This window comes from Rhodopseudomonas sp. B29 (assembly GCF_000333455.1).
Classification (GTDB): domain Bacteria; phylum Pseudomonadota; class Alphaproteobacteria; order Rhizobiales; family Xanthobacteraceae; genus Rhodopseudomonas.
On sequence record NZ_BADD01000527.1, the window covers coordinates 1 to 2,222 of the forward strand.

Annotated in this window: 1 protein-coding gene and 2 pseudogenes; all 3 read left to right on the plus strand. The window is 68.7% G+C overall.

Translation table 11 applies throughout. The annotated features are described in order from the left end of the window. Nucleotides 1-767, plus strand: a pseudogene (locus I5M_RS30090) (ATP-binding protein); the annotation flags it as partial. 115 nt (nt 768-882) lie between these two features. Continuing rightward, nucleotides 883-1,359 (plus strand): hypothetical protein, encoded by a 477-nt coding sequence (locus tag I5M_RS18525; protein WP_022722759.1) that lies wholly within the window; start codon nt 883-885, stop codon nt 1,357-1,359. A gap of 393 nt (nt 1,360-1,752) precedes the next feature. Beyond that, nucleotides 1,753-2,222: pseudogene (locus tag I5M_RS18530) on the plus strand (sensor histidine kinase); the annotation flags it as partial.

Consider the following 2,222-nt stretch of genomic DNA (forward strand, 5'->3'; position numbering starts at 1 on the left):
CGCGCTGACGGCGCGGCGGCCATTCCGCGCGCCGCATCACTCCGCCAGCATGGCGGCGCTGACCGGCGGCGGCATCAAGGCACGGCCGGGCGAGATTTCGCTGGCGCATCAGGGCGTGCTGTTTCTCGACGAACTGCCAGAATTCGATCCGCGGGTGCTGGATTCGCTGCGCGCGCCGCTGGAGACCGGCGAGGTCGCGGTGTCGCGCGCCAATCACCGCGTCACTCTATCCGGGGCGGGTGATGCTGGTGGCGGCGATGAATCCCTGCCGCTGCGGCAATGCGTTCGAGCCGGGTTATGCCTGCAAGCGCGGCCGGATCGATCGCTGCACCGCCGACTATCAGTCGCGCATCTCCGGGCCGTTGATGGACCGCATCGATCTGCGCATCGAGGTGCCGGCCGTCACCGCCGCCGACCTGATCCTACCGCCACCCGCCGAAGGCTCGGCCGAGGTGGCGGCCCGCGTCGCCGCCGCGCGCGATCTGCAGCGCGCCCGCTACGCCGCCGCCGGCCTGCCGCAGGTCCGCACCAATGCGGAAGCGCCCGCCGCCGTGCTGGAGACGGTGGCGCAGCCTGACTCCGCCGGGCTGAAGCTGCTGCGCGACGCCGCCGAAACCATGCGGCTGTCGGCGCGCGGCTATCACCGGGTGCTGCGCGTGGCGCGGACGCTGGCCGACCTCGACGGCTCCGAGCAGGTCGGGCGTCTGCATCTCGCCGAAGCGCTGTCGTATCGGGCGCTGGCCGAGGATATGCGCCGCGCCGCCTGATGCCTGACGGCCATCTGTTCGACCGCACGCACTATCAACTTCGTCGTAACCAGTTTCGTTTACGCTTCGCGAACCATAGCTCCACTCGTCGTGGAGCCGCGTTGCGGGTGGCGTCATGTTGCGTATCGGATTAGTTGCCTCGACCATTCCGTTGTTCGTGCTCGGGCTGTTCGCCCGCGGCGAACTGACCGCCGCGCCGGCTGCCTGCCTGATGAGTGCCGAGCAAGCGGTGCAGATCACGCCGTCGCCCGGACTGGCGCAATTCCATGTCGGCTTCACCAAGGATGCGCGGCGCGCCAGCGTCCACGTTCAGCTCGTCGACACCCCTGAAAATGCGGATTTCGCCATCGCGGACGATGTCAGCGACCCTGCGGCAGACGGCTGCGGATCTATCCGCGGCGCGCGCCTGGTGGCGATCACCTCGCAGGCACGAAACTCCGACCCGCTGATCTATCTCGGCCCCGAACCAGGGGCCGACTACCGGATCTACGTCCGCTCGAAGCACATCACGCCGGCGGAAGCCGCCGCCCTGGTGGTCGCCGCCGGCAATGGCGAGGCTCCGATGACCACCGCCGCACTCGCCGCGCCGTAACATTCCGTCAACCCTGTTTCACAGGCGCCCTGTATTCGAGGCAGGCCGCCTTCAGCACTGAGTCGTTTCGGCCTCCTGGAGAACCTGACGGTGACAAGACTGCGAGGCGGTTCAGGATTGCGACGGCTTTGGTCCGCATCGCGGCTCCGCCTCGCGCTGGGCACGCTCGCCGGGGTGGCGACTCTTGCGGCCCTGATCGCGCCGGAATTTGCCGACACCCGGCTGTTCGAGATCGCCTTCGCCATCGTGGCCGCGATCGGCTGTATTGGGTTTGCCATGCTGGCGATGCGACTGCGCCTCCATGCGCGCCACGGCGATCCGCTCGCTGATCATAGCGGCAAGCTCACCGAGGCCGAGCAACGAGCCCGCGCGCTGATCGTGCAAACCGGCGAGGCTGCGGCAGAAGCGGACCGCGCGGCATCGCGCCTGCTGGCGATGGCGTCTCACGAGATGCGGACGCCGCTCAACGGCATCATCGGCATGGCGGGCCTGCTGCTCGATACCAAGCTCACACCGGAGCAGACCACCTACGCCAAGGCGGTGAAGAGCTCCGGCGAAGCGCTGGCCTCGCTGGTCGAGGAGATGCTGGACTACTCGCGCATCGAAGCCGGCCGCACCGAGCTGGATCGACGTCCGCTCGACGTGCTGGCGCTGGTCGAAGACGTCACCGAGCTACTTGCCCCACGCGCACAGGCACGCGGCCTGGAGATCGCGTCAGACGTCGACGAGAGCCTGCCTGCTTCCGTGCTGGGTGATGCCGCGCGCCTGCGGCAGGTTCTGCTCAACCTCGCCCGCCACGCCCATCAAGTTCACCGAGGCCGGAGGCGTCGCGCTGATCGTCGAGCCGACAGAACGCTCTGGCG